The following is a 24,165-nucleotide window of genomic DNA, read 5'->3' on the forward strand; positions in this document are numbered from 1 at the left end:
TGCTCGCCGTCGTCGCCAAACTCGTGAGGGCCTGATGGAACTCGATCCGACGGAACCTCGCTTGCGCATGTTGAGGCTATCCTACAGCTGCTTGAACCCGAGGCTATCAAGCAGGCCGACAAGCATGTCTCCAGCCTTTGCGCGGTGCTCATAGTGAATTCTCCGTGCAGCCTCTTCATCCCGTGCGGCGATGGCATCCACCAACATCGCATGGTCGCGATTGGAGCCGATCGGCTTCGGTCGGAGTCTCAGCGTCAGCATTCGCGCGCGATGGGCCTGCTCGCTGAGCTGGGTCACGATCTGCTGCAGGCGCTGATTGCCGGCTAACTTCACCAAGAGTTCATGGAAGCGATGATCCGCTGCGGCCCAACCGTCGAGATTGTCGCTGGCCAGTGCAGCCTCCATCTCGCCCACGGCATCCTTCAATCCTTGAAGCTCCTCGGCCGTGACGCCCTTGCGCGCAACCATTTCTGCAGCCGTCGCTTCAAGCGAGGTCAATACGTCATAAATTTCGCGCATGTCGGCGGCTGAAACCGGCAGGACGCGCATGCCATGGCGCGGCCTAATCTCGACGACGCCATCCTGCTCTAGCCGGATCATGGCCTCGCGAACGGGCGTGCGACTCATGCCCAGGCGCAGGGCGGCCTCCTGCTCGAGCAACTGACTGCCTGCCGGCAACTCGTTCGAAAGAATCAAGTCCTTCAGCGCTCGATAGGCGCGTTCGGCGCTTGAGACCCGATCTTGCTCAAAGTGCGATCCGCCGTCTTTCGGCGTCAGAGGCATAAACCGTTTCCTCAATCTCGATGTTGGTCAGATAAGCGCGCCCCGTATTCTCCAGATGCCCGCGGCCAAGTCGATGATCAATGACATGGCGCTGAAAGCCATAAACGCAATCGCCGCCGAAATCTGTGTCCAACCACGCATAGGCGACGACCCGAGCTTCATTCTCGCCATGAGGGCGCAACGTCAACCCGCCATCGCCATCGAGCGAAAGGGTGCCTCGCTGCCCTTCGATCACCATCTCGCCCATCGTCAACCGGCGGTTGCGGGCCTTGTGGTCGGCCAGGCGATTGCCGTCGAACAGGCAGCGCACGCCGTTCTTCATATCCAGGAGAATTAGGCCCGCATCCTCGCCCGCGATCCGCGGGTTCAACTTGCGCAGGGATGCGAAGACCTCCTCCGCCTCGCCGAAGAGGAAGCGAAACGTGTCGATAAGGTGGATCGCCGTCTCATGCACGAGCAGCCGCGGCATCGTCTGAAAATAGGGCTGGCGATCAAGATAGGCTCGTTCCCCCTGACCGTCGCCGGGCCGCAGACGAAACGTCGCCTGGTAGACCTCGCCGAGGGCCCCTTCGTCCAACAGGCGCTTGATCTCTCGGTGCCAGGGCTGGAAGCGGAAGTTCTCATGAATGGTCACCGTGACACCCGCTTGATCAGCGATGTCCATCGCCTGCCTGGCTTCGGCCAGCGTGCGGCAGAACGGCTTTTGGCAGATAATGTCGATGCCGCGCGCGGCAACCGCCGCGATGGTCGCGAGATGAGTTTCCGGCGGGGTGATGATGTCGACCAGATCGGGGCGGGTCTCGTCGAGCATGCGACCGAGGTCGTCGAACGCCCCAGGAATCGCAAACTCTGCCGCAAAGGCGAGAGCCGGGTCGAGCGTCCGGTTGCAGATGCCGACCAGGGCGACCTCTGGGATCCGTTTCCAGGCGCGATACTGGAACCGGCTGAAATAGCCGGCGCCGACCGCTGCGACACGAATGGGAGGGGGAAGCGGCATCGGTTCAGGCTGCAACCGGCTCGGCGAGTCCGATCGCGTCGAGGACGCGTCGCGTGATCTCGCGAGTGCCGTCTCGCCCCCCGATTTCGTAGGGATGGAGGCCGTCGGCGAAGGCCATGTCCACAGCCGAGCGGATCAGCCCTCCCGCCATGATGGCTTCGGGTCGCTGATGCTTGGCACCGAGCCATTCCAGCATCATCGCGGCAGACAGGAACATTGCGGTAGGGTTCGCCTTGTCCTGGCCGGCGATGTCGGGGGCCGTGCCGTGGCAGGGCTGGAACACGGCCTGGCGGTCGCCGATGTCCGCCGAGGGGGCAAAGCCCATCCCTCCCATCAGACCGGCGCCGAGGTCGGAAAGAATGTCGCCGAACATGTTCTCGGTGACCAGCACATCGAGGTCCCACGGCCGGCGGACCATATTGAGCGCCGTGGCATCGATATAGGCGTGCTCTGCGCGAATGTCCGGGAACAGCCTCGCCCGTTCGTCGAAGACCTTCCGGAAGAAGGCGAAGCTTGCGAACACATTGGCTTTGTCGACGCAGGTCACGATCCCCTTGCCCCCGCGGCCCTTGCGCTCGCGAGCGAGGCGAAAGGAGAAGTCGAACAGGCGTTCGCAAACCGCCCGCGTGATGACCATCGTGTCGCGCGCCTCACGGTCTTCGACGACAACGCCCTTGCCCCGGGAAGAGAAGAGGCCTTCGGTGGACTCGCGGATCACCACGAAATCAAGCGTCTGCGCCCGCTCATCGGCCAGGACGGGCTTCATGTTCGGCAATGTCCTGACCGGACGGACGCCGGCATAGAGCCCGAACTCGATGCGCAGATCGATCTGCGGGGAGATTTCGGTCCCGTCTGCGTAGCGGATATCGGGCCAGCCCATCGCGCCGAGCAGGATGGCATCGGCCTGCGCCGCCGCCGCGAGCGTTTCCCTCGGCAGGGCAACGCCCGTGTCGCGGTAGCACAAGGCGCCGGCCTGCCTCTGGTCGAAAGCCAGGCGGAAGCCGCCGATGCGCCCGGTCGCGGCCTCGAGGACGGCGAGGCTCGGTGCCGTCACCTCAACGCCGATGCCATCGCCCGGCAGCACGCAGATCTGGAATGTGTCGTTGGCGCTCATGATGTCCTCGTCGGAGATTCGTCGGGTGACCGACTGGCGGCAAGCGCCGCCAGAGGGCCGATATCGAAATCGTAATGGGTCGGACGCTCGCCCTGCACCGCGGCGTCGAAGAAGGGAACCCGATCGTCCAGAAGGCAGCCGAGATAGGCCGTCGTCAAAGCCGGGCCTCCGAAGGCGAGGCTGGAAACATTCTTCAGTCTGTCGCTCTTGACCCCGTCGAGATGCGGCCGCCCCATCGTGCCTGCCTGGAAGGCCGCCTCGACCCAGGCGAGGTGCCCTGGCTGCGAGTCCTCGAGCATGATCTGTTGCGCGCCGTCGGGGCTGACGCGGATCACGCGGTTCGAGACGATGCTGGTGACCCATGCACAGCCCTCGGCGTCCAGGACGACGCCGTCGGGAAACGTACCCTCGCCGAAGCGGGCCAATGTCGTGCGATTTGACAGATCGCCGTCGGGCCCGACGTCGAACCGGGTGAGCCGCCGCGCAAAGGTCTCGTTGACGAGAAGATGGCGCTCATCGGCGGAGAGGGCACATTCGTTGGCATAGCCCAGGCCATCGGCGACGATGCGGGCGACGCCGTTCTCGACCAGTGCGATGAAGCCCGACGAGGCCGTCGGGCGGTAGTCGTCGCCTCGGGGCACGATCCGAGTCGATACGGTGAGCCAGATGCGCCCGCGCCTGTCGCACAGAGCGAAATTCGAAGGTGGGATCGGCGCCCCGTCGATATGCGCGACCAGCGTCTCGGTCCGGCCATCCGGATACAGCCTGAACAGACCGCCATCATTCTGTCCGAGATGGGCGATGAGGAAGGATCCTCCTGGCTCCAAGGCGATGCCGTTGGGTCGCAGCGGCGTCGCGCGATCCCGCGCCAGCAGGCGCGTAACGCGCCCCTCGGGCGCGATCAGCGCGACGCCGCCGCTGCCCGTCCAGTCCGCGGCGAAGAGGAAGCCGGAGCGATGGGTGACGACGCATTCCGGACGGCTGAGCCCGCGACCCAGGAACGCCAAACTATCCAGAGCGACGCTGCCTGCGCGTTTCTGGGTCGCAGATTCTGTCATGCCGAGGAATCACTCCAGACTGATGCGTTGACTACCGCGTTTGTTAATGTATGCATAAATCCAAGATGCAGCGAAGGCAACCGCCTCTGCATCAGGGATGATCTGCCAACCGCCGACAAGAGCGGACGGCGAGGACGCGTGACCAGCTGGCTGACTACGTGCCGGCCACAAGGGAGGACAAGCCATGACGACAAAGCGTCAATTCGCAGCAATCCTGGGGGCGGGCCTTCTATCGGCGCTTTGCGCCGGTTCCGCCCTCGCGCAGACGACACTGCGCTTCAGCCACACCGACACGCCCGTCGGCTCGCGTCAGAAGGCGGCCGAACTCTTCGCCCAGAAGGTCGAGGAGTATTCCAAGGGCAAGCTCAAGGTGCAGGTCTTCCACTCCGGCCAGCTCGCAAACGATCCCAAGGCGGTGGAGCAGCTGCAGCTGGGCGGCATCGACTTCACGGTGACGGCGACCGGCACCTATGCGACGCAGAACAAGGCCTTGAACCTCGCCGGGCTGCCGTTCCTGGTCGATACCTACGAACAGGGCTGGAAACTCTACGACGAGTCGCCCTACCTCAAAGCGCAGTTCGACGAACTGCCCAAGAAGGGCATCCGCATCCTCTCCACCTGGGAGGCGGGCTTCCGCTCCTTCACCACCAAGGAGCCTCTCGCGAGCCCGGCCGACGCCAAGGGCAAGAAGATGCGGGTGTTCCCGAATGACATGATCCGCTGGATCATGGAGTCGATCGGCTTCTCGCCGATCGTCTTGCCGGTGACCGAGGTCTATCTCGCCATCCAGCAGGGCACGGTCATCGGTCAGGAGAATCCGACCGATACGATCTATTCCCTGCGCTTCTACGAGGTCGCGCCCAACATCACGCTGACGCGACATGTCTATTCGCCACTGCCGCTCGCCATCGCGGAAGCGACCTGGCAGCGCCTGTCGGCCCAGGATCGGGACGCCGTGTCGAAGGCCGCCAAGGAGTCCTCGGCTCTGTCTCGCCAACTCGTGCGGGGTGACGAGGAACGGCAATTGGCTGAGATGACAGCCAAGGGTGCCAAAGTCGCGAAACCCGCGATCGGGCCGTTCCGCGACGCCGTCCAGCCGGTCTACCAGAAGGCGAAAGACGCGTTCGGCGCCAAGGATGTCGATGCGATGCTCGCATCGGCCGACGCCATCCGCAAAGCTCTCCCGTCCAACTGACGCGTGCGCGAACCGGTGACAGCGTTTTTCCACCGCCCGCATCGCCCAGAACCCGCTGCCCTGCGGGTTCTGGGCGATGCCATCGACATCGCTCTGGTCGGGCTCTCGCTCGTGCTCGTCGTGGTGATGTTCACCAATGTCCTGGCGCGCGGTTTCCTGAACATCGACATCGCCTGGAACACCGAGTTCGGCGAATTCTGTTTGGTCTGGGCGACGTTTGTCGGAGCCGCCGCCGCGGCGCGGCGTGGAGCCCATATGCGGATCACCGAATTGATCGAGGCGGCTACTCCGCAAATACGTCGCGGGCTGGAACTGGTGACACGACTCGCGATCCTGATCCTCCTTGGCCTGCTGATCTGGCGCGGCCTGCTGATCGTCGAGCGCACCATGACGCAGGAGATGAGCGTGTTGCACTGGCCCGTGGGGCTCCAGTATCTCGCGATGCCGATCGGCTCACTGCTCACCGCGATCTACGTCGCCTATGACGCCTCGCTCCTGCTGCGCGGCGAGGCTGCCCTCGCACCGGCCGTGGAGTAGCGCCGTGGTCCTCGTCGTCATCTGCGTGCTCTTCTTCGGCCTGGCACTGCTCGGCATGCCGCTGGTCTGGTCCCTGTTGCTGACCACGCTCGCCACGATCGCCGTGTTCGGGCGCTTCTACCCCATGGAAGCGATCTTCCTGACCTATGTCGGTGGCGTGGAGCCCTTGTATCTCGCTGCGATTCCCCTGTTCGTCCTCGCCGGCGAGTTAATCAGCCAGGGCGGCGTCGGACGCCGGCTGATCGCCTTCGCGAGCAGTCTCCTGGGCTTTCTGCCGGGCGGGCTCGGCGTCGTCACCGTCTCGTCTGCAACGCTGTTTGGCGCGATCTCCGGCTCGGCCGTCGCGGATTCAGCCGCGATCGGCTCGGTCATGATTCCCGGCATGAAACGGAAGGGTTATCCGCCGCCGTTTTCGGCGGCACTGGTTGCCACCTCCGGCACGCTCGGCATCCTGATCCCGCCCTCGATCCCGCTGCTGGTCTACGGCTTCGTCGGCAACGTCTCCGTGGCGGAGCTGTTTCTGTCTGGCGTGGTTCCCGGCCTGCTGTTCGCCGGCTGCCTGATGGCGCTGTGCATCTACAAGGGCCGCAAGCTCGGCTGCGATGTCGGCGGCACACGGCCCGACTTCAAGCAGCTTCGCGCCTCCTTCCTCGACACAGTTCCGGCGCTGATCGCCCCCGTGATCATTCTGGGCGGCATTTACAGCGGATTGTTCACACCAACCGAGGCTGCCGCGATCGCCGTCGTCTATGGGCTGTTGCTGGCATTCGTGGTCTATCGCGAGTTGCCGCTCAGCGCGCTGCCTGGGCTCGCCCTCCAGGCGATGATAACCAGCGCGGTCGTCTTGGTCGTGATCGGCGCAACGGCGGCGCTGGCCTGGCTGATCACGGTCGAGCAGGTGCCAGCGCAGTTCTCGGCCTGGATCGCCCAGATTTCCAGTTCGAAATGGGTGTTCCTCGGACTGCTGAACGTTCTCCTGATCCTGATCGGCATCTTCCTCGAACCACTGCCTGCGCTCATCCTGACCGCGCCGTTGTTCATTCCGACCGCAACGGCGTTCGGTGTCGATCCGGTCCATCTCGGGCTGATCATGACCTTCAATCTCGCGATCGGGCTCTACACACCGCCGGTCGGCGGCACCCTGTTCGTTGCGGCGCGGATTGCGAATGTTGGGATGGGTGCGATTTCCCGTGAGTTGCTGCCGATGTTTGCGATTGCCCTCGCCGTGCTCGCGCTCGTGACATATGTCGAGGCTGTTCCAATGGCGTTGGTCTGGCTCAGTCGGTAGCGCCATGGTGAAGGCCACCGCCCGCGACGCGCGGGGCGACGCGACGGATGCTGTGATGGGATCAGTCAGAGTGACTGGGTAGCGTCAGTTTCGGCTCTCCGGGGATGTAATTTAGGCCGCGCTTCCGGCAAAAACCCAGCTTCGGAGGGCAGCGCTCTATCCAGCTGAGTTACGGGCGCAATCCGTAAAAGGGCAATAGCCGATCGCGGCGCGGGGGGGGCAACGAGGGATTTGCGGCGAGCAAGGGCCCAAAGCGGCCGTGGTCACGTGTTCGAAGCGTGTCGGGCGCGCCGCGGTTGTGGCGGGGGCGGGTGACCAAGATTGTCGCCGCCGTCCTGACCGTCATCATGATTAGCTGTGCCTTCGTCTTCACCGCCTCGGTTGCCGATCGCGGCTTTGAGATCAAACCATGAACGGGCGACGCGCAGTTCGCCTTGGGCGCTCAACCGAACCGCACGTGCATGAGCCCGTAGGCAAAAAGCATGATGAACGCCGCCAATGCCGAAACGACAATACCCGCCGTCCTGGCCACCCAGCCTGTCAGAGGTGATCGCCTGAAGACCTGGTTTCCGATGTATAGTTTTCCTGAGAATGAAGCGGCCAAACCCAGAAGAAATCCAGAAGCTATCCAAAACCAGAACAGCGAGATAACGATCTGGCCACCGATCAGTCCTGCATAGCCTCCCACACAGCTGAGGAGGAACGCGGCTGCAGTGCTCCAAAACAGAACGTGCGATGCCACGGCATAGCGCGGCCAGCCAGTATCGAAGGGCGATCGTAAAGGCATGAGCATTCCAGTGGTTCATGTCACTGCACCAAGGTGAAGCGATTTGGTAAAATTTCTGATAGATTCGCGCAAGTATTTGCTGATCTTCAGACGCTCGGCCGTCTCCGCAATCGGACACCCCTGCGCGGTGTTCTCACGGACTGCGTGACGCTTGAACCGAAGGAGAATCTGCATCCTCTCGATGCGCGAAGCAGACCGATGCTGCCAGCGACCAACGTAGTGCATCCCACCTTCGGCCGGCTCGCGACAGAAACATTGTCAAAAGTGCGCGGGACGGGCGCGACAGCGCCGAGCCACTTCCAGAAGCATCGTAGGAAGCTCAGGGAGATTCTCCGGCTGGCTTCGTGGCGTTCGAAGCACCCATGCTGTCGTTCCAGCGCCAGCGCAGCCTGTGAGCGCCTGGTCGCGCTCAGGGCACACCGGCTAACGCTATGAGCAGCGAACAGACCCAAGGTGCGCCCCATGACCGAAGCCGCTAAATACGCCATTTTCGATGCCGGCGACGTTCAGCTCTCATCCGGCCGGGTCTTCCGCTCGATGAAGCTGGCTTTCAAAACCTATGGCAGGCTCCACGCCGCCCGCGACAACATCATCGTTTATCCTCGTGCCGATGAGGTCGAGTGATCGCCCTCATATAACCGTGTATGAACGCTCCGGACCGGCATCCGCGAAAAAACCCATCGCGGGAGCCGTGGATGGCAGAGCCTCTGGGACGACCATCTTGATCTCTTTGGACAGCGCGATCCCGCGCAAAGACAGCGCCACCAGTTGATGAGCCGCAATCTCGTCTGTAACGGCCGACCTCATCACGACGGAAGCACCGCGACCCGCACGCACGGCGCGCTTGACAGCCTCCGTGCTCCCCAAACCGCCGATCGTCATCAATTGATCTGCCAGGGGTCCAAGCTGCTGACGCAGCAGCCGGCCTGTCCCTGTCCCAGGCTCACCACCCAGCAATGGCTCTGTGAGCAACTCCTCGACCGTGAGCGCGTCAAGCCCGCCCCAGCGATGACCGGGGGCAACGATGATCACGAGCGGCTCGCATGCCCATGTCCGGGCCGAGAAGCCCTTTCGCTCGTCCCACCATTCCAGCACGGCAAGATCGGCTTCGCCGCGCCCCATGCGGTCGATCGCATCGGGATTGGGGCCAATCCAGGTTTCGACAGTGATGCCGGTCGTGGTCTGAAAATCCGCGATCGATGGCTGCAGCATGTAGATGCCGACATTGCTCGAGGAGACAATTCGCAAATGGCGATCGCGCAACAGGGCAGGTGCGCGCTCTGCTGTCTCGACGAGCGCACGCGCGATGGGCAGGAAACGCTCCCCTTCCGCCGTTGTTCTGGCCTCTCGGGTCTGGCGATCGAGCAGGGGAACAGCCAGTTCCTCTTCCAACTGGCGGATGTGATCGATGATCGTCGACGGCGCGAGTTCGAGCAGACGCGCAGCCGATCTCACCCCACGCGTCTCGACGATTGCTAGAAAGGTTCGCGCATGGACAAGATTCAGCATCGATTAGTCGTCATCCAGAGAGCGCATCAGATGTGAGGTTGGTTGACCGCGCCGTCAGGCGCGGCCCCAGCCAGAGCTTGAAGGATGCTATGCGCGGCCGATAGCTCGATCTGGCGCCGCGCTAGGGTCACCGCCGAGCCGAGATGCGGCGTCAGGACAGTGCGGGCCCGTTGCGCGATCAGTTGAGGATGGATCGCGAGAGGTCGGTCGGGCCTCGCCCAATCCTCGCATTCGAAGACGTCGGCAGCGTAGCCGCCCAGTCGACCGCTATCGAGGGCATCGGCGACAGCTTGCTCGTCGACGAGCGACCCACGGGCTGGATTGACCAGGAGAGCACCCGGTTTCATCTGGGCGATGGTGGCGGCGTCCATCAAAGAGAGAGTGCTTGGGGTCAGCGGGAGTCCCAGGATCACGATGTCGGCCTGTGCCAGCAAAGCCGACAGCGCCACCATCTCGATGGGCTGGGATATCTCGCGATCCTGCGCGTCGCAGGCGATCAGCCGACAGTTGAAGCCCGACAAGCATCGCGCGATGGCCTGCCCCACTTGTCCAAACCCGACGATTCCAACGGTTGAACCCGACAGACCTGTCCCGTAGAGTTGCGGCCGCCAACCTGCGAAGCCGTCATGCCGGATTCGCTCGTCGCCGATCCGGATATGGCGTCCAAGCGCGATCGTGAGCCCGACCGCCAGCTCTGCCGTTGGCACGGTCAGCAGGTCGGGCACGATGGTGACCCAGACGCCGCGCTCCGTCGCCGCTTCGACGTCGATGTTGTCATAGCCCTTCAACGCGGCGCCGATAATCCGCAGATCGGGGCATCGATCGAGAAAAGCGCCGTCGATGTAATCATGCATGAACGCCATGAGAGCGGACGCGCCTTGGCAGCGCTCGATGAGCGACTCGCGCGACCAAGGCTCGACCGCCTGGTTGGACAAAACACGCGCCGCGCCATCGAACGTCGCGCGGGTTTCGTCGAAGGACCGGCTGGTCAGGACAACAAGAGGCAAGGCCGCCAATGGCGAGCTTGTCATTTTAGAGACTTTCGGAGAGATGCGCCGATGCTGTCGACGGCGACGACGCAGGCGAGAATCGAGAGCAGGATCGCCGATACTTGATCATAGTTCAGCAGGCGCAAGGCCGCGATCAGCTCGAACCCGATCCCGCCGGCTCCGACGATGCCAAGCACGGCCGAAGCGCGGAAATGATACTCCCAGCGATAGATCGTCACGTCCGTGAGCTGCGGCAGGACCTGCGGCAGGACCGCATGCGCGATGACCTGCAGTGGTGTCGCGCCGGCCGCTCGCGCCGCTTCCAGAGGTTTGGGGTCAACATGTTCGATCGCCTCAGCGTAGAACTTGCCGACCATCCCGACCGAGTGAAGCGCCAGCGCCAATACGCCGGGCAATGCGCCAAAGCCGACGGCCGCCACAAACAGCACGCCAAGGATGATCTCCGGCACGGAACGGAGGAACGCCAAAAGGGTTCGGACGGCAAAACAGACAGCCGGGTGCGGGCTGGTGTTCGGGGCGGCCAACAGCGCCAGCGGCAGCGAGAAGACGACCGCGAGCGCCGTGCCCGCGATCGACATAGCAAGGGTGTCAAATAGCGGCCGCAGCCAAGACTGCCAGCGCCCGAAATCGGGCGGGATCATTTCGTCGGCAAGCTGGCTGATCGCCGGGCCGCTCTCGATGAAGCGCTGGAGGTCGAAAAATCCCGTCACACCCAACGCGATGACGCAGACGGCGATGATCGCGGCCAGAAGCCCCGCCCCACGCAAGGCGGAGCGGCGTTCTTCGGCAAGAATTGTATCGAAGGACCCGGATGCGCTCATGCCAATCACCCGAGCTTGGCGATATCGAGATTGAGGATCTTCGCCATGTCGCGCAAGACGTCATAGTCCTTGTCGGTGGCTGGCGCGAGCCGCTCGACCCGGAACAGCTTGAGGATCTCGGGATCCTTGAGTTCGAGGAACGCCTTCCTGATCGCGTCCTTGAGTTCAGGCTTGAGGTAGCCCTGAATCGTCATCGGGTAGTTCGGGATCGGGTCCGACAGAGCGATTTGCCTGAGCTTGGTCGCATCGACCTTGTTTGTCTCGACCAGAACCCTATAGATCGCCTCCGACAGGGCGCCGGCGGGAATCTGTCCGGCCGCGACTGCTCGCGCCACCGCATCGTGCTTGCCAAGATGGACGACCTTGTAATCCTTGTCCCCGATCAGGCCGTTCTTGGCCAGATGCGCGCGCGGCGCGAGATGGCTCGACGTCGAAGCCTGATCGCCGAATGCGAACGGCTTGCCTTTCACGTCAGCCAGTTCCTTAACCGGACCATCGACGTTGGCGATCAGAATGGAGTTATAGTTCGGCTTGCCCTTCTCGACGCCGACAGCGAACGGCTCGATTTCCGGCGCCTTCGACTTCGCTAGGACGTAGGAGAACGGACCAAAATATCCGACCTCGATCCGACCGAACCGCATCGCCTCGATCATTGACGAATAGTCCGTCGTCACGATGATCTCGACTGGCTTGCCAATCGTCTTCTCCAGAAAGAGTTTGAGCGGCTGCGCATTTTGGATGATCGTGGACGCGTTCTCATCCGGCAAAAGCGCAATGCGCAGTTTGTCCGGGTTTGCCTTGTCGGCGGAGGCAGGGCCGGCCAGAGCAAATAGGCCAGCCGTAGCGGCTGAGGCGATGAACGTTCTGCGCTTCATGACGATGTCCTGATCGATTGTAGGGGTCGATTTTTAGGCGGCGACAAGTTCGGCCGTGCGCGTCTGGTAAATGTGGTCAAGAGCGATGCCGCCGACTGACTCGGGACCGTCCTCGAACACGATCTCTCCCTTCGCCAGGCCAAAGATCCGGTCGCCGAACTGGCGCGCCAGTTCGACCTGATGAAGGCTGACGATCGCGGTGATGCCATCTTCCCGGCAGATCCGGTGCAGGTCCTCCAGCACCTTGGCGGCGGTCGCGGGATCAAGGCTAGCGACCGGCTCGTCTGCAAGCACGATCTCGGGCTTCTGCGCCATCGCACGCGCTATCCCGACCCGTTGCTGCTGCCCGCCCGAGAGTTGATCGGCGCGATCCAGTGCGCGGTCGGCAAGACCGACCCGGTCGAGAGCCTCAAGCGCCATGACTCGATCAGCGCGGGGCAGAGGCGCGAGCGACCTCAGAAACCCGTGTGAAGCCAGGCGGCCGGTCAGAACGTTCTCAAGCGCCGTCAGACGGCCGATCAAGTGGTGTTGCTGGAAGATCATGCCCGTCCGGCGGCGGTGGGCCCGCAACGTCGCCCCGCTGGCGAAGATCGATCCGTGCCCCTCGCTCCGGACATCGCCCTGCGTCGGCCGGACAAGTCCGTTCAGGCTACGCAGAAGGGTCGATTTCCCGGCGCCCGACTTGCCGAGCAGCACGATGAACTGCCCGCGCGCGAAAGTCGCATTAGTCGTCTTCAGTGCCTCGACACCGTTCGGGTAGGTGACGGAAACATCGACAACCGACAGCATCAACACTCTCCTTCAGCAGAAATTCGTTCGTATAATCCGAACAAAAATCATTATAGTTCGGATTATCGCTAATGCGCAAACGTGACGCCTGCGTGACACGAGGACGTTGTGTTAGACGTAATTCGTGCGTCGGCGGGGGATGACCGCCTCGTCATGACGGGCTTTGCTGCCGCCAAACGGCCGGCGGCCCAAGGGGTCGTCGCAGCATCGGAGAGCCAGCCATGTCGAGCCCGCGCCAGCAGCATTGGGAAAATGTTTACAGCACCCGGCAGGCGGACGAGGTCAGCTGGTTCCAGGACGACCCGACGCTCTCGCTCGACCTGATCGCGCGTTCCGGGATCAGCGCCAATGCCCCCATCATCGACATCGGTGGCGGCGCCTCTGTGCTGATCGACAGGTTGCTGGGTGCCGGCCACTCGACCCTGACCGTGCTCGACATCGCCGAGGCCGGCCTCGCCGTCGCGCAGAAGCGGTTGGGAGACCACGGCGGCCGCGTGACATGGTGCGCCCAGGACGTGACCGCTTGGCATCCCCCGCAGGACGCCTTTGCACTCTGGCACGACCGTGCGGTGTTTCATTTCCTCGTCGAGGCAGCCGACCGCGCCGCCTATGTCCGCGCCCTCGATTGCGGCCTCAGGCCTGGGGGCTTCGTCATCCTCGCGCCCTTCTCCCTGACCGGCCCGGAGCGATGCAGCGGACTTCCCGTGAGGCGCTATTCGGCAGCTATGCTCCAGGCAGAGCTCGGGGCGGACTATGAACTCGTAAACCAACAGCCGCAGACACATCTGACGCCCGCCGGGAATCGTCAGGATTTCATCTGGTGCCTGTTTAGGAAGTCAGCGACGTGAGCGGCGGTGCAGTCATGACCAGAATGGCGCAAGGCCTGGCGAGCGAGCCCACGACACCATGACAGACCACCGCGACAGGCCCATGCCGATACTGGCCAACAAGCACCACTCTGAAGCATCCGCCTTCGAGCCGGGAAACCTGCTGCGCGAAGCGCGCCGCCACGAAGGTCTGGCCGTGCGCGACGTGCCGGCGATCTGCGTGCTCGACCCCGATGGCGATCTCGTCCGGCGGCTGCGCCAGGACGGACGCGCAACGACTGACCGAGATTGGGCCTGCTATCACAGCGAACTAGATCGTTTCGTGGAGGGCGACGTCGAGTTTGGCATCGTTGGCTGCGTCGTCGGCGCTTCCTATGCCGTGCTGGTGGCGGAACAGTTCTTCGCCGCCGGCTGCAGGCTTCTGATCAGCATGACCTCGTCTGGGCAACTGCAGCCGGTGCGGCCGCCGCCTTATTTCATCCTGATCGAACAGGCCCTGCGCGACGAGGGCACGAGCTACCATTACTTGCCGCCATCGGACTTCGCCCAGGCCGACACTGGCGTCATCGCTGCGCTCGAGAGCGCCTTCGACGGCATGCGTGAGCCGGTGCTGCGCGGCGCGACCTGGACCACCGACGCGCCTTTCAGGGAGACGGAGCGCGCCATCGCCACCATGACCGCACGCGGCCTGCTCGCCGTCGAGATGGAGGCTGCCGCGCTGTATGCCTTCGCGCAGGCTTGCGGCAAGCGCGCCGTCTGCTTCGCCCACGTCACCAACCAGATGGGCCATGTCAACGGCAGTCGGTCTTCTTGTCGAAGCTCTTCGCGCGAGGGGCCATGCCGCGCCGTCGCACCGGCCAGCGGCCTCGGAGCTTTCTGATTGTCGCCATTGTGGTCTCGCCCCGATCCTCTAAGCGCTAAAGGACGCCGGCAGCGGCCCGCCAAGGAGGTTTCCGGACGCGGCACAGGAAATCCCGGAGCCGATGTGGCGCGATTGTGCCGCGGCGCTCACAGCGCACGGTCAGCGCGAGAGCGCACCCTGCAGGATCAAGGATTTCCGAGCGTCGGCGAGCGGATCTCTACTGCCTTGCTCAGGCAATTTTCTCTGGCGAATATGAGGCTGCTGACCATGCCCGCTGGTCAACATCACAAACTCGGAATAGTATTTCGCAAAGTGCACGAGATAAAAAAGGCCAACTGGGATGATTGCGGGACAAATCGCTCTTGTGTTGGCCGCAGCCTTCGGAGGGGCTGCTTTTTACATAAACATCGCGGAACAACCTGCGCGTCTCGGTCTTGATGATAAGAGCATGTTGAAGGAGTGGAAGCCGAGTTATGCGGGCGGCTTCGTCATGCAAGGCAGCTTGGCAGTTGCCTCTGCCTCAATGGGCCTTGCTGCGGCGTGGCTCACAAAAGATTGGCGCTGGGTTGTTGGAGCAGCCCTGATCCTGGCCAACTGGCCCTACACCCTGCTGGGCATGATGCCGACGAATAACAAGTTGAAGGCGATTGCCGAAGCTGATGCGGGACCGGCGTCGCGTAGCTTGATCGAAAGCTGGGGTCGCCTTCATGCCGTCCGAACGACGCTCGGCATTGCCGCGACACTCGCGTATCTTTGGGCGCTGAACTGAGCTGTCATTTATACCACCGAACTTCGCCTTCCGCTTGTAGATGCTGACGTCGCTCACACCTGCTTGCGGCAGAGTTCGCCGACCGTGACACCCGATTCCTGTTCCCTGATAATCGCGGTGATCTACTCTTCCGTGAGACGAAGAGAACAAGCCGGCCAAAGGCGGTCTTCACATCCGCGATGAGACCGGCATGGCTCGCGACCTCCGCGACATCGTGCCTGAAAAAGCGGACCCTCGCCCCTTCCGCTTCTAACAGTTTCATTGCTTCGGCTACGGCCTCGTCCTCGACGATATCGCTGAAGGCGATGTCGTGGCTTGGCGAGGGCGAGACCGATGCCGCGTCTTGCGACGGTAATCATGGCAACGGGGCGCGCCATCTCATTCCCCCCGATACGTCGGTGTGCGCTTCTGCTGGAAGGCCGCGACGCCTTCCTTGACGTCATCCGTGTAGGAAATGAGCGAGCTCGCCAGCGCTTCCATGACCGCGCCGCTATCCTCGCCCTCGGCGGCATTGATCAGCTGCTTGACGATGAGGTTCGCGACCGGCCCGCGTCGGCAGATGCGCTCGGCCATGGCCTGCGCGGCCGCGAGCGCGCCGCCTTTCTCGACGACCTGATCGACGATGCCGAGCGTCAACGCCTGTTCGGCGGTCACGATCTCGCCGGAGAGCGCGAGGCGCCGCGCGACCTGTCCACCGAGGCGCCTGACCAGACGCTGTGTGCCCGACCAGCCCGGGATCATGCCGAGCCCGGTCTCGGGCAGGCCGATCTTGGCCTGGACCTCGCAGATGCGGATATCGGCGGTGACAGCAAGTTCGAGGCCGCCGCCGAGGGCATGGCCGTTCATCGCGGCGATGACCGGCGGCTTCATCCGTGCCAGCTTATCGAAGACGCGGTGACCAGAGCGCACCCAGCCCTGCCCCATCTCCAAAGGTGAGAGCCCTCCCCAGGCGACGATGTCGCCGCCGGCGCAGAAGGCCTTGCCCTCGGCCGTCAGGATAACGGCGCGCACCGACCGATCGGTATCGATCGCGTCAGCGAACCTGCCGAGCAAACTGACCATGACGTCGTCGAGCGCATTGAGCTTTTCCGGCCGGGCGAGCGTGATCGTCGCGATGCCGGACGCTATGTCGAGGCGGACGGGTTCGCTCATGCCGCTCTCGCCGGAACTTTGAGCCCGATCAGCGCCTCGTTGAAGAGCGCAACGTCCATCAGCTTTGGCGGCTTCGGCACCTTCAGTAAGAACTCGCTTTGGGCGAGGATATCGCGCTCCAGATCGACGCCCGGCGCGATCTCGGTGACGACGATGCCCTCGGCCGTCAGCTTCATCACGCAGCGCTCGGTGACATAGGTGATGTCCTGTCCCTGTGCGACAGCGCGCGGGCCCGAGAAGGAGATGTGCTCGACAGCCTCGACCAACTTCTTCACCTTGCCTTCCTTCTCGATGACGAGCTTCCCGTCAGCGATCGCGAGCTTGGCGGCCGCGCTGAAATAGCCGGAGAAGATGATGCGTTTGGCGCGCGCGGTGATGTCGATGAAGCCGCCGGCGCCGGCCGTGACATGGGGCCTGACGCCGAGCTTGGAAACGTTGACGCAGCCCTGCCTGTCGATCTGCAGGAAGGAGAGCAGCGACATGTCGAAGCCCGCTCCCTGGAAGTAGGTGAACTGGTAAGGAGAGGGCACGATCGCCTCCGCATTTGAGGCGCAGCCGAACTGGAATTCGAGCAGCGGCACGCCGCCGACGGCGCCCTGCTCGATGACCCAGGTGACGGAGCCGTGCTGGCCTTCCTCGATCAGAATGCGCGGCACATTGGCCGAGATGCCGAAGCCGATATTGACGGCGTCGCCATAGCGGAGTTCCTGCGCCACGCGTCGCGCGATCACCTTGGCGACGTCGAAGGCTGGGGTCTCGAAGCTCGACAGCGGCCGGCGCACCTCACCGGAGATCGCAGGGTCGTAGACGGTCTGCGTCGTCTGCATCTGGTCGGGCGCGACCACGATCGCATCGACGAGGATGCCGGGCACGAAGACGGCCTGGGTGTTGAGGCTGCCGGCCTCGACCACGCGCTTAACCTGCGCGATGACGATACCGCCATTGTTGCGCACGGCCAGCGCCTGATCGAGCGGACCGAGCAGGCCGCCCTCGTGCTCGTAGGAGAGGTTGCCGCGCTCGTCGGCCGTGGTGGCGCGGATGATCGCGACCTTCGGCACGATGCTGCGGAAATAGAGCCAGTCGTCACCGTCGAACTCGACGCGGGAAACAATCGGCTCGGCCATAGCGCGCGCATTCATGGCGCAGCCCTGGTGCCTGGGATCGACGAAGGTATCCATACCGATCTTGGTCAGCACGCCCGGACGCTTGGCGGCAGCTTCGCGATGCATGTCGAAGAGGATACCGCTCGGGATGTTGTAGGCCGGAATCTCGTCGCCCGTGACCATCTTCCAGATCGCAGGCGGCTCGGCCGAGGATGGGCCGGACGGGTAGGAGCCGCCCATGATCCGCGCCAGCAGGCCGGGCTTTGCCAGATGGTCGATGCCCTTGACGCCCCACATGTCGCCGGCCGCGATCGGGTGCAACGTCGTCAGGTTGCGCGGATGGCCGGACACATCGAAGCGCCGGCCGATCGCCGCAAGTACCGCGTCCGGGCAGCCGAGGCCGGAGGAGGAGGAGACCGTGACGATTGCCTCGTCCGGGATCAGGGCGGCGGCTTCATCGGCGGAGAGGATGCGAGGGAAGGCCATGATCTCTTGTCTCTTCCGAAAGGCTTCAGCCGGCGGCGGCGAGCGCGCGCTGATAGGCGCCGCAGGATTCGCGGATGACGAGATGGGCGGGGCCGATGAAGCTCTCGGGCTCGGCGGCAGGATCGTTGATCTGCTTCAGCAGCAGAGCAGCGGCCCGCTCGCCCAGCCCCACGGGATGGACCGCGACGGTGGTTAGCGCGGGGGAGACATGCCGCGCCTCGCTGGTATCGTCGAAGCCGACGATGGCGATGTCGCGCCCGACGACGAGGCTGTGGCGCGCGGCCGCCAGCATTGCGCCGATGGCTGTGACGTCGTTGTAGCAGACGACAGCGGTCGGCCGATCCGCGAGCGAGAGCACCGCGCTCATCGCGCCGAAGCCGCCGTCGCGGGTCGGCATGCTCTCGAGGTTGAGCGCGGGATCAAAGCTGCAGCCGGATGCATCCATCGCCGCAAGGAAGCCGCCATGCCGCTCCTGCCGAACGACCATCGAATGCATGCCGCCCAGAAAGGCAATGCGCTCATGCCCGAGATTAATCAGATGGCGGGTGACGCGACTGGCTCCAAGATGATTCTCTGGAACCACCAGGCTCGCTCCCGCTCCCGGCAGGCGGCGGATCGCCACCAGCAGCGCGGCGCCGGCCGCCTTGGCCCAATCGAGATGCTCGAGCCGCGTATCCAGCGCGGGGCAGAGGATGATGCCGCTGGCGCCATGTTCGCGCATCATCCGCATCATCTGGTCCTGCCGCACGACGCTCTCGGCGGTGTTGGCCATGAAGGCGACATAGCCGGCCATCTGCAGCACCTTCTCCACGCCGATGGCGAACTCGGCGAAGAACGGATTGGAGAGGTCGTTGAGGACAAGACCGACGATACGGGACTGCGCATTGCGCAGGTTGGCGGCGCCGCGATTATAGACATAGCCGAGCCGGTTCATGGTCTGCAGAACGTGCTGGCGGGTCTCGGGCTTCACCGCGCCGCGGCCGGTGAGGACGAGCGAGACCGTCGATTTGGAGACGCCGGCGGCGTCCGCGATCTCGACAATCGTCACCTTTCCCTTGCTGCCTTGCGGCTGCGGCACTGTTTCGTCCTTGATGAGCAAAGCGCTGATCTTTTAATGGAACGTTCCATTATCATCAAATAAATTAGCTTACAAGGCCCCCATTAGAAGCCCTTCTGCTTCGCTATAAGGCTTAAATCGTTTCTATTTAAATGGAACGTTCCAATGAAATCCGTGAGGAGACGTTTGGTGAGGCACAGCAGCTCAAGGGCCGGCGGCCCGCTCCAAAGCCTTTACGTCCCCTTAGGTGACCATGCAGCACAGTAGCGGGGATGCATCGTGTTTCACCGATGAGAGGTTCAGATGTCGATCCTTGCGTGCCTCTCAAGCGGCACAGAAACGGCGGGCCGCTCCGACGGTTTCATGATCGACCGCGTGCTTCAGTCGGTGCGCCAGCATTTGGGCATGGAGGTCGCCTATGTGTCGGAGTTCGTGCGCAATGACTCAGTTTTCCGGGCGGTCGACGCTCCCGGCCTGGAAGCGTTGATCAAGCCGGGCGATTCACGCTCGCTCGACGATGTCTATTGCCGCCATATCCTGGCGGGCCGTCTGCCCGAGTTGATCCCCGACACCTCGGCTATCCCACTTGCCGCGGCCATGCCGATCACCAAGGCAGTCCCCATCGGTGCGCATGTCAGCGTACCTCTTACGATGTCCGATGGTTCCGTCTTCGGCATGTTTTGTTGCCTGAGCCCGCATGCCAATCATTCGCTGAACGGTCGCGACCTCCAGGTCATGCGCGCGTTCGCAGACATCACCGCCCAGCACATCGATGAGGATCGGCGCAGCAGCCGGGATCGTGATGCCCGGCACGCCCGGATCGCCCAGATCATCGACAAGCGCGCCTTCGACATTCACGTCCAGCCGATCTGGGATTTCGCCAGCGATCGTGCTGTCGGCTTCGAGTGCCTGGCACGTTTCTCTCAGGAGCCCCGGCGCTCGCCGGACAAATGGTTTGCCGAAGCCGCTGAGCTCGGCCTTGGCGTGCCGCTGGAGCTGGCGGCGATCGAGGCGGCTCTGGATCATGCCAGTCGTTTGCCGAGCCATATCTACCTGACGATCAATGCCTCCGCAGAGGCGGTGATGGCCGCAGAATTCGGCGACATCGTCAGCCGGCTTGACCCGCATCGTCTCGTGATCGAGGTGACGGAACATGGCTTGGTGCATGACTACGAAGGACTGTTGGCCAAGCTCGATGGCTTTCGGAGCGAGGGCGTCCGCCTCGCGGTCGATGATGCGGGGGCCGGCTATTCGGGACTGCAGCACATCGTTCGCTTGAAGCCCGACATCATCAAGCTCGATATGTCCCTCACGCGCAATGTGGATGGCGACCCGGCCCGACGGGCGCTCGCCAGCGCGCTGATCTTCTACGCGCGCGAGACGGGCTGCCAGATTCTGGCCGAGGGGATCGAGCGCGATGCCGAACTGCAGACCCTGAAGCTGCTGGGCGTGAGCAAGGGCCAAGGCTACTGGCTCGGTCGGCCCGTACCAATCGACGTGGCTGTATCGGACCTGTCATCGGCGGCCGCCTAGAGCCTGCGGCCAAGGCCTGACTCTGGCGGCCACGCCCACCGCGCCTGGGCTGGGTAAAGGTTGATCGCAACACACAGCTGCGAGGGTGCGTTGCCTCGGCATGGGCGGAGCGATACCGATAGGGCATGACGCATTATTCGATACGCCAAATTTCCGAGGAATTTGGGCTCACGCTGCGGGCAATCCGCTTCTATGAGCAAAGGGGACTGTTAAAGCTGTCCCGTGATGCTGAAAATGGAACCTCACCTCGCGTCTTTAATGAAGACAACAGAGCCCGTTTATCTGACATCGTAAAGCTAATAAAAATGGGCTTTACGTTGAAGGAAATTGCCAGTGGCAATATTTCCGATGACCAATATAGGAATCAGCTCGCGTTATGCCTCGACGAAATCGCAGAGCTGGAGGAAGCCATTCTGCTGATTAAGGAATATCTGAGTACGAGTGGAGACGGCTGAACCGAAATGGGGGAACGCGCCTGGTGCCCGGCTGCTGCCATTGGATCGCCAGGGTCGCGCCTAGAGCCGCCGTGTCCACCGTCCGTCTGCGGATAGCCGCGCATAAAGCGAGTGCGGGCTCACCCCAAGCCGCTGCGAAACCTCGGCGACCGGGTAACCCCGCTCGGTGATCTGGGCCACCGCATCGCGCTTGAAATCCTCACTGAAACTGCCGGTCGCCATCGTCGCCTCCTTGCCTCAAAATTAGCGAAGAAGGCGTCCAGGAAGCTAGGAGCTATTCAGTCAGCAAAACCATCGACCGCATGTCGCAAGTCGCGATCGCGATGGCCTCCGCCTTGGTCGAGCAGACCGCGGTCATCGGCGATATCTCCAGCAACGCCTAGCGCACGGCGCATCTGACCGCCGAGGTCGCTCATACGATCGACGATGTGAACAGCGGCGCGCGGCTGACGACAGAGGCAGCCCGACAGGGCAGTGCCTCGGCCCGGCAGTTGAACAGCTAGAGCCAGAGGCTGGCGAACGAGGTCGAGCAGTTGATGGACCGCATCGTCGCGTGAGCGGGCTACGCCATTGTGCCTATACCCCGTCGGCAGAGGCCGGACGGGCAGGATCATCGGCACCGCCACGGCCAGCGCGATCAGTGACAAAGGCGCGCCAAGACCGGGGAAACGCTGAATTGGTAGCTGCCCAGACCCATCGAGCCGGCTATCGTAGCAAACGCCAAACCGACATAAATTGCGACAACAACTCAAAATACAAAGATTAATCCTATAATGAACTTGAAAATCAAACTTTGTTGTCTCGGTAATAATCTGTTATTTTAAGTATTTATCTCATAGATAAGATGCAGAATTAGAATACAATTATTGTCATCGATGTGTCACAAATGTCAAAATCAATTCCTTTCCAAAATTTGAAGCGGATTGTCGGACGGACGGATTAACATCACGTTAGGTAAGCCAATCTATGAATCGGCGTCGCTGGGGTCACTCCAGCTGCGTCGAAAGCCCGCGTCGTCACTAAAACTGCGGTTGAAAGCGGCGGCGGTGCGACGAGCTGGCGATCGAGATCAACTTGGACCGAGGTGAGAATGCGCGACATGGCGACCCGGAATTCCAAAATGCCGTTCAGGTTTCCCCATCTCAGCATCGGCGCCAAAATTCTGGTGCTGCTCGGCACCGTCGCGGCACCGTTTGCGATGATGACGTATCTGTATGTCGCGACGGCCAACAAAGACATCACCTTTGCCGAACTCGAGCGCTCCGGCGTCGCCTACGTCGAGGCTCTTTCCCCAGTGATGCGGGCGTTGGGTACTGCCGATAGCGGCGGGGCGCCGCGCGACATACTTCAGGCAGCCGAGACAACTGCTTCGCGGTTTGATCCCCTGTTCAAATCAGAGGAAGCCGTCAAGGCCTTCATCGAAGCCGCTGGCAAGCCCGATCGAATGCTTGCACTGGAAGCTGGCAAGGCGGCGCTGCAGAAGATCGCAGACGGTTCCAACCTGACGCTGGACCCCGATCTCGACAGCTTTTACCTGATGGACACCATCATCGTCCGGCTCCCAGAGCTATCGACCGCCTCGATCGGCCTGCGTCGGGCTATCCAGCCCTATCTGCGCAATGGCCAGGCTCCGCTCGAGGAGTTTATGGAGTTGGTCGCGGTCGCCAGCCGCCTCGAAAAGGCCCGCGACGCTCTGAACGCATCGTTGCAATCAGCCATGGAGAGAAATGCCGAGGGACAGGTGAGGCGCACCCTCTCCGGCCCGGTGCAGAACTTGCTGGAACTCTCACATCGTCTCTCGTCTATGGTCGGGACCGGCACGGCCTCCCTTGCGGACGGTGGAAAACTGCTTGCGCCGGCTCAACTAATCGCAGCCGCCGATGCTGTGCTGGCGGCCAGCACAGCGATCGCTCCTCCCGTCCAACTGGAGCTGACGCGGCTGCTAACCAAGCGTATAGACGGCTTTACCGCCGACATGCGTTTTAAGATGGGAATCGTCGGCGGCTTTCTCCTTTTGACGCTATTGCTGGGAATAGCGATCGTGCGCTCGATCCGGCGACCCCTCGGTGATCTGATCGAAACCATTTGTCGCTTTGAGGCCGGGGATTATAGCCCCCCCGTGCCCCATGCCGAGTTGCGCAACGAGATCGGCGCGATCGCCCGCGCGATCGACCAGGGTCGTGTCGAGGCCGGGCGCAGCGCCCTGACAGTCTCGGCGATGAACCAGTCGCCGACCATGCTGATGATCACCGATCCCGGCGAGAAGATCACCTTCATCAGCGCATCGCTGCTGCGGATGCTGAGGCAGCTGGAGCCGACCTTCCAGGCAGCGTCGCCGGCCTTCCGCGTCGAGGCCATGATGGGCCAGCACATCGATTGCTACCGCAGCAACCCCAATCTGAAGCGCCAGCTCATCCTCGACAACGGCCAGGTCCGCAAGGTGCGCTACGATGTCGGGTCCGAGGCGATCATGGTCGACATGGCTTATATCGCTGACGAAGGTGGGCGGATCATGGGCCACACCCTGATCTGGCGCAACGTCACGGCCGAGCTGCAGAGCGAGGCCGAGGTGGCGGCGGTCGTCGATGCCGCCCGCAAGGGCGACTTCTCGGCGCGGCTGTCGCTGGACGACAAGGACGGCTTCGTCCGCGACATCGCCATGGGCCTGAACCAGGTCTCGGCGGTGGTCGAGCAGTCGACGACCGAGTTCGCCCAGGCGATGCAGGCCATTGCCGCCGCCGATCTGACGCGCCCGGTCTCGGGCGACTATCACGGCGTCTTTGCGACCCTGAAAACGGCGATCAACGAGACCGTCGACCGCCTGTCCTCGACCGTCCGCACGATCCAGCTGACCTCGGCCGATGTCGGTCTGGCGGCGCGCGAGATCAACATGGGCGCCGACGACCTGTCGAAGCGCACCGAGGATCAGGCCTCCTCGCTGGAGGAGACGGCGGCGACGACCGAGCAGCTTGCGGCTTCGGTCAAGGCGACCGCCCAGGCCTCGCGCCAGGCGGCGAGCGTCGCCACGGAGGCCATGCAGGCGGCACAGACCGGCGGCGCCATCGCCGGGAAGGCGGTCGACGCGATGTCGCGCATCGAGAGCGCCTCGACCAAGATCTCGGACATCATCCGGGTGATCGACGACATCGCCTTCCAGA

General features: G+C 63.0%; 23 protein-coding genes and 2 pseudogenes. 10 read left to right on the forward strand and 15 right to left on the reverse strand.

Annotation, left to right across the window (positions count from 1 at the left end; genetic code table 11):
• Positions 1-81 precede the first annotated feature (81 nt).
• From AX750_RS16135 to AX750_RS16150, 4 genes are read right to left on the reverse strand one after another with little or no spacing between them, the layout of a single operon-like run.
• On the reverse strand, positions 82-783 hold the full coding sequence (locus AX750_RS16135; protein ID WP_067254711.1) for a GntR family transcriptional regulator: 702 nt from the start codon (positions 781-783) through the stop codon (positions 82-84).
• Positions 746-1,780 carry a Gfo/Idh/MocA family oxidoreductase gene (locus AX750_RS16140; protein WP_067254714.1) on the reverse strand — a complete coding sequence of 345 codons (1,035 nt, stop codon included), beginning with the start codon at positions 1,778-1,780 and terminating at the stop codon, positions 746-748. Before AX750_RS16140 ends, AX750_RS16135 begins: the two co-directional genes overlap by 38 nt.
• A 4-nt stretch (positions 1,781-1,784) precedes the next feature.
• The gene (locus AX750_RS16145; protein WP_067254717.1) at positions 1,785-2,894 is read right to left on the reverse strand and encodes an isocitrate/isopropylmalate family dehydrogenase; all 1,110 of its coding nucleotides are present in this window, start codon (positions 2,892-2,894) and stop codon (positions 1,785-1,787) included.
• Positions 2,891-3,952, reverse strand: coding sequence for an SMP-30/gluconolactonase/LRE family protein (locus AX750_RS16150; RefSeq protein WP_082737686.1), 1,062 nt, complete (start codon positions 3,950-3,952; stop codon positions 2,891-2,893). Before AX750_RS16150 ends, AX750_RS16145 begins: the two co-directional genes overlap by 4 nt.
• A 184-nt stretch (positions 3,953-4,136) precedes the next feature.
• On the opposite strand from AX750_RS16150, the gene AX750_RS16155 reads away from it, so the two are divergent.
• The 3 genes from AX750_RS16155 to AX750_RS16165 are packed head-to-tail and all read left to right on the forward strand — an operon-like array spanning position 4,137 to position 6,972.
• The gene (locus tag AX750_RS16155) at positions 4,137-5,147 is read left to right on the forward strand and encodes a TRAP transporter substrate-binding protein (protein ID WP_067254722.1); all 1,011 of its coding nucleotides are present in this window, start codon (positions 4,137-4,139) and stop codon (positions 5,145-5,147) included.
• 15 nt (positions 5,148-5,162) lie between these two features.
• On the forward strand, positions 5,163-5,684 hold the full coding sequence (locus AX750_RS16160) for a TRAP transporter small permease subunit (RefSeq protein ID WP_156450265.1): 522 nt from the start codon (positions 5,163-5,165) through the stop codon (positions 5,682-5,684).
• A gap of 4 nt (positions 5,685-5,688) precedes the next feature.
• A complete protein-coding gene (locus AX750_RS16165; protein WP_067254729.1) occupies positions 5,689-6,972 on the forward strand; it encodes a TRAP transporter large permease in 1,284 nt (427 codons plus the stop codon).
• Positions 6,973-7,414: 442 nt separating this feature from the next.
• Here the strand turns inward: AX750_RS16165 and AX750_RS26180 are convergent, their stop codons facing one another.
• The gene (locus tag AX750_RS26180) at positions 7,415-7,765 is read right to left on the reverse strand and encodes a hypothetical protein (protein WP_068075697.1); all 351 of its coding nucleotides are present in this window, start codon (positions 7,763-7,765) and stop codon (positions 7,415-7,417) included.
• 456 nt (positions 7,766-8,221) lie between these two features.
• On the opposite strand from AX750_RS26180, the gene AX750_RS26185 reads away from it, so the two are divergent.
• Positions 8,222-8,383: a hypothetical protein gene (locus tag AX750_RS26185; protein WP_156450262.1), complete on the forward strand. Its 162-nt coding sequence runs from the start codon at positions 8,222-8,224 to the stop codon at positions 8,381-8,383.
• 6 nt (positions 8,384-8,389) lie between these two features.
• On the opposite strand, the gene AX750_RS16170 is transcribed toward AX750_RS26185, so the two are convergent.
• From AX750_RS16170 to phnC, 5 genes are read right to left on the reverse strand one after another with little or no spacing between them, the layout of a single operon-like run.
• The gene (locus tag AX750_RS16170) at positions 8,390-9,268 is read right to left on the reverse strand and encodes a LysR family transcriptional regulator (protein ID WP_067254732.1); all 879 of its coding nucleotides are present in this window, start codon (positions 9,266-9,268) and stop codon (positions 8,390-8,392) included.
• 26 nt (positions 9,269-9,294) lie between these two features.
• Positions 9,295-10,299, reverse strand: a complete 1,005-nt coding sequence (locus AX750_RS16175) for a phosphonate dehydrogenase (RefSeq protein WP_067254735.1) — start codon at positions 10,297-10,299, stop codon at positions 9,295-9,297.
• Positions 10,296-11,099: a phosphonate ABC transporter, permease protein PhnE gene (phnE, locus tag AX750_RS16180; protein WP_067254738.1), complete on the reverse strand. Its 804-nt coding sequence runs from the start codon at positions 11,097-11,099 to the stop codon at positions 10,296-10,298. Before phnE ends, AX750_RS16175 begins: the two co-directional genes overlap by 4 nt.
• 5 nt (positions 11,100-11,104) lie before the next feature.
• On the reverse strand, positions 11,105-11,974 hold the full coding sequence (phnD, locus tag AX750_RS16185; protein ID WP_067254742.1) for a phosphate/phosphite/phosphonate ABC transporter substrate-binding protein: 870 nt from the start codon (positions 11,972-11,974) through the stop codon (positions 11,105-11,107).
• 33 nt (positions 11,975-12,007) lie between these two features.
• Positions 12,008-12,763 (reverse strand): phosphonate ABC transporter ATP-binding protein, encoded by a 756-nt coding sequence (gene phnC / locus AX750_RS16190; RefSeq protein WP_082737687.1) that lies wholly within the window; start codon positions 12,761-12,763, stop codon positions 12,008-12,010.
• A gap of 221 nt (positions 12,764-12,984) precedes the next feature.
• On the opposite strand from phnC, the gene AX750_RS16195 reads away from it, so the two are divergent.
• The 3 genes and pseudogenes from AX750_RS16195 to AX750_RS16205 all read left to right on the forward strand — a co-directional run bounded on the left by AX750_RS16195 (position 12,985) and on the right by AX750_RS16205 (position 15,221).
• Positions 12,985-13,611 (forward strand): class I SAM-dependent methyltransferase, encoded by a 627-nt coding sequence (locus tag AX750_RS16195; protein WP_067254745.1) that lies wholly within the window; start codon positions 12,985-12,987, stop codon positions 13,609-13,611.
• 82 nt (positions 13,612-13,693) lie between these two features.
• Positions 13,694-14,368, forward strand: a pseudogene (locus AX750_RS16200) (nucleoside phosphorylase); the annotation flags it as partial.
• A gap of 424 nt (positions 14,369-14,792) precedes the next feature.
• Complete coding sequence (locus AX750_RS16205) at positions 14,793-15,221, forward strand: DUF1772 domain-containing protein (protein WP_067254750.1); 429 nt, start codon at positions 14,793-14,795, stop codon at positions 15,219-15,221.
• Positions 15,222-15,599: 378 nt separating this feature from the next.
• Here AX750_RS16205 and AX750_RS16210 read toward each other — a convergent pair whose 3' ends face one another.
• Genes AX750_RS16210 through AX750_RS16220 form a run of 3 tightly spaced genes read right to left on the reverse strand, consistent with a single transcriptional unit; the run spans position 15,600 to position 19,040 of the window.
• Positions 15,600-16,373 carry an enoyl-CoA hydratase/isomerase family protein gene (locus AX750_RS16210; protein ID WP_067254754.1) on the reverse strand — a complete coding sequence of 258 codons (774 nt, stop codon included), beginning with the start codon at positions 16,371-16,373 and terminating at the stop codon, positions 15,600-15,602.
• On the reverse strand, positions 16,370-17,962 hold the full coding sequence (locus AX750_RS16215; protein ID WP_067254759.1) for an acyl CoA:acetate/3-ketoacid CoA transferase: 1,593 nt from the start codon (positions 17,960-17,962) through the stop codon (positions 16,370-16,372). The genes AX750_RS16210 and AX750_RS16215 overlap by 4 nt, the downstream gene beginning before the upstream one ends.
• A 25-nt stretch (positions 17,963-17,987) precedes the next feature.
• Positions 17,988-19,040 (reverse strand): LacI family DNA-binding transcriptional regulator, encoded by a 1,053-nt coding sequence (locus AX750_RS16220; RefSeq protein WP_067254766.1) that lies wholly within the window; start codon positions 19,038-19,040, stop codon positions 17,988-17,990.
• A gap of 282 nt (positions 19,041-19,322) precedes the next feature.
• Here AX750_RS16220 and AX750_RS16225 point away from each other — a divergent pair, with 282 nt between their 5' ends.
• Positions 19,323-20,552: an EAL domain-containing protein gene (locus AX750_RS16225; protein WP_067254762.1), complete on the forward strand. Its 1,230-nt coding sequence runs from the start codon at positions 19,323-19,325 to the stop codon at positions 20,550-20,552.
• A gap of 125 nt (positions 20,553-20,677) precedes the next feature.
• On the forward strand, positions 20,678-21,007 hold the full coding sequence (locus tag AX750_RS25605; protein ID WP_082737689.1) for a MerR family transcriptional regulator: 330 nt from the start codon (positions 20,678-20,680) through the stop codon (positions 21,005-21,007).
• Between the two features lie 102 nt (positions 21,008-21,109).
• On the opposite strand, the pseudogene AX750_RS16230 reads toward AX750_RS25605, so the two are convergent.
• Positions 21,110-21,229: pseudogene (locus AX750_RS16230) on the reverse strand (transposase); the annotation flags it as partial.
• Between the two features lie 56 nt (positions 21,230-21,285).
• Positions 21,286-21,654: a hypothetical protein gene (locus tag AX750_RS26190; protein ID WP_156450261.1), complete on the reverse strand. Its 369-nt coding sequence runs from the start codon at positions 21,652-21,654 to the stop codon at positions 21,286-21,288.
• Positions 21,655-22,127: 473 nt separating this feature from the next.
• Here AX750_RS26190 and AX750_RS16235 point away from each other — a divergent pair.
• A partial coding sequence (locus tag AX750_RS16235) for a HAMP domain-containing protein (protein ID WP_197432835.1) occupies positions 22,128-24,165 on the forward strand: 2,038 nt, incomplete at its 3' end.

It is taken from the genome of Methylobacterium sp. CCH7-A2, assembly GCF_001557075.1.
Lineage (GTDB): Bacteria > Pseudomonadota > Alphaproteobacteria > Rhizobiales > Beijerinckiaceae > Allobosea > Allobosea massiliensis.

Excerpts from the sequence above, each read along its gene's own strand:
- phnC (WP_082737687.1), bottom strand. The coding sequence starts at position 12,763 with ATGCTGTCGGTTGTCGATGTTTCCGTCACCTACCCGAACGGTGTCGAG.
- AX750_RS16210 (WP_067254754.1), bottom strand. The coding sequence starts at position 16,373 with ATGAGCGAACCCGTCCGCCTCGACATAGCGTCCGGCATCGCGACGATC.
- AX750_RS16155 (WP_067254722.1), top strand. The coding sequence starts at position 4,137 with ATGACGACAAAGCGTCAATTCGCAGCAATCCTGGGGGCGGGCCTTCTA.
- AX750_RS26185 (WP_156450262.1), top strand. The coding sequence starts at position 8,222 with ATGACCGAAGCCGCTAAATACGCCATTTTCGATGCCGGCGACGTTCAG.
- AX750_RS26180 (WP_068075697.1), bottom strand. The coding sequence starts at position 7,765 with ATGCTCATGCCTTTACGATCGCCCTTCGATACTGGCTGGCCGCGCTAT.
- AX750_RS16195 (WP_067254745.1), top strand. The coding sequence starts at position 12,985 with ATGTCGAGCCCGCGCCAGCAGCATTGGGAAAATGTTTACAGCACCCGG.
- AX750_RS16145 (WP_067254717.1), bottom strand. The coding sequence starts at position 2,894 with ATGAGCGCCAACGACACATTCCAGATCTGCGTGCTGCCGGGCGATGGC.
- AX750_RS16170 (WP_067254732.1), bottom strand. The coding sequence starts at position 9,268 with ATGCTGAATCTTGTCCATGCGCGAACCTTTCTAGCAATCGTCGAGACG.
- AX750_RS16205 (WP_067254750.1), top strand. The coding sequence starts at position 14,793 with ATGATTGCGGGACAAATCGCTCTTGTGTTGGCCGCAGCCTTCGGAGGG.
- AX750_RS16135 (WP_067254711.1), bottom strand. The coding sequence starts at position 783 with ATGCCTCTGACGCCGAAAGACGGCGGATCGCACTTTGAGCAAGATCGG.
- phnE (WP_067254738.1), bottom strand. The coding sequence starts at position 11,099 with ATGAGCGCATCCGGGTCCTTCGATACAATTCTTGCCGAAGAACGCCGC.
- phnD (WP_067254742.1), bottom strand. The coding sequence starts at position 11,974 with ATGAAGCGCAGAACGTTCATCGCCTCAGCCGCTACGGCTGGCCTATTT.
- AX750_RS25605 (WP_082737689.1), top strand. The coding sequence starts at position 20,678 with ATGACGCATTATTCGATACGCCAAATTTCCGAGGAATTTGGGCTCACG.
- AX750_RS16225 (WP_067254762.1), top strand. The coding sequence starts at position 19,323 with ATGTCGATCCTTGCGTGCCTCTCAAGCGGCACAGAAACGGCGGGCCGC.
- AX750_RS16175 (WP_067254735.1), bottom strand. The coding sequence starts at position 10,299 with ATGACAAGCTCGCCATTGGCGGCCTTGCCTCTTGTTGTCCTGACCAGC.
- AX750_RS16140 (WP_067254714.1), bottom strand. The coding sequence starts at position 1,780 with ATGCCGCTTCCCCCTCCCATTCGTGTCGCAGCGGTCGGCGCCGGCTAT.
- AX750_RS16215 (WP_067254759.1), bottom strand. The coding sequence starts at position 17,962 with ATGGCCTTCCCTCGCATCCTCTCCGCCGATGAAGCCGCCGCCCTGATC.
- AX750_RS16150 (WP_082737686.1), bottom strand. The coding sequence starts at position 3,952 with ATGACAGAATCTGCGACCCAGAAACGCGCAGGCAGCGTCGCTCTGGAT.